Source organism: Synechococcus sp. H60.1, assembly GCF_047462335.1.
Taxonomy (GTDB): domain Bacteria; phylum Cyanobacteriota; class Cyanobacteriia; order Thermostichales; family Thermostichaceae; genus Thermostichus.
Map to the genome: position 1 here is coordinate 5,095 of NZ_JANSJA010000206.1, position 1,072 is coordinate 6,166.

A 1,072-nucleotide genomic window follows, 5' to 3' on the forward strand; every position below is an offset into this window, starting at 1 on the left:
CTAGCCGACGCGGCCGGAGCGGTGATTCGCCCTTTGTTTCGCGGGGAGTTGCAGGCCGAGTACAAAGAGGCCAGATCCCCTATCGTAACGATAGCCGACCGGGAGGCCGAACGGGCAATGCGGGCGCTGCTAGCCGCCCATGTGCCGGAGCACAACGTCCTCGGCGAGGAGTTTGGCTTCCACCAGACTGGCTCCCCCTACACCTGGGTTTTGGATCCCTTGGATGGCACCATTGCCTTTTCCGCTGGCAAACCCACCTTTGCCACCTTGATTGCCCTTTTGGAAAACGACCGCCCTGTCTTGGGCATCATCGATCAGCCAGTGTTGGGTGAGCGCTGGCTAGGGGTGCAGGGACAACCAACCCGATGGATGACCCCCTCTACCCAACAGCTCACGCGCACCAAAGCCACCACTGACCTCAGCCGCGCCTACCTAAGCTGCACGACCCCCGATTTGTTCACCCAGCCTGACCAGCAGCAGCGCTTTCAGCAGCTCAGCCGCTTGGTCCACATCACCTCCTACGGCGGCGACGGCTACCAGTACGGCCTCTTAGCCAGCGGCTACATCGATCTGGTCATGGAATGTGGCCTTGCCCTCTACGATTTTGCCGCCCTTGTGCCGGTGATCGAGGGATCCGGCGGTGTGATTACCGACTGGGCGGGGGATCCCTTAACTCGCACCTCCAAGGGAGAAGTGCTGGCGGCGGCCAACTCCAACTTACATCGCCAGGCCTTAGCGGCAATAAGCTCCAAGGGGTAGCTCCTAGCCTAAATTGGTTGCGAGCTTTGGAGAGCGATTGTTAGTTCATTGCCGGGTAAGGCTCTAGCCAAGTTCTCTGTCCGGCACCTCCCTCAACAACCAGTAGCGCCAGCTCAAAAGCAAAATCCCACAGGGAATGTATGTGGCTACTAACTTTTTCCACCCCTTAGACACTCTATTGGCAGCTTTCGACCCCAATTCAGAACCTAGGTCTACCCCCAGCTAAGGTTTGAGGCTAAGAGTGCTCATCTAGAGTAGGCTTGTTTTCTGGAAGCGGGCGGACGGAATCGAACCGACAACAGCAGTTTGGAAG

1 protein-coding gene is annotated in these 1,072 nt (G+C 58.2%); it reads left to right on the plus strand.

Translation table 11 applies throughout. The features are described from left to right. Positions 1–759 (plus strand): inositol monophosphatase family protein (locus NW852_RS10320; RefSeq protein WP_414426714.1); only part of this gene is annotated, 759 nt, incomplete at its 5' end. Between the last annotated feature and the right edge of the window lie 313 nt (positions 760–1,072).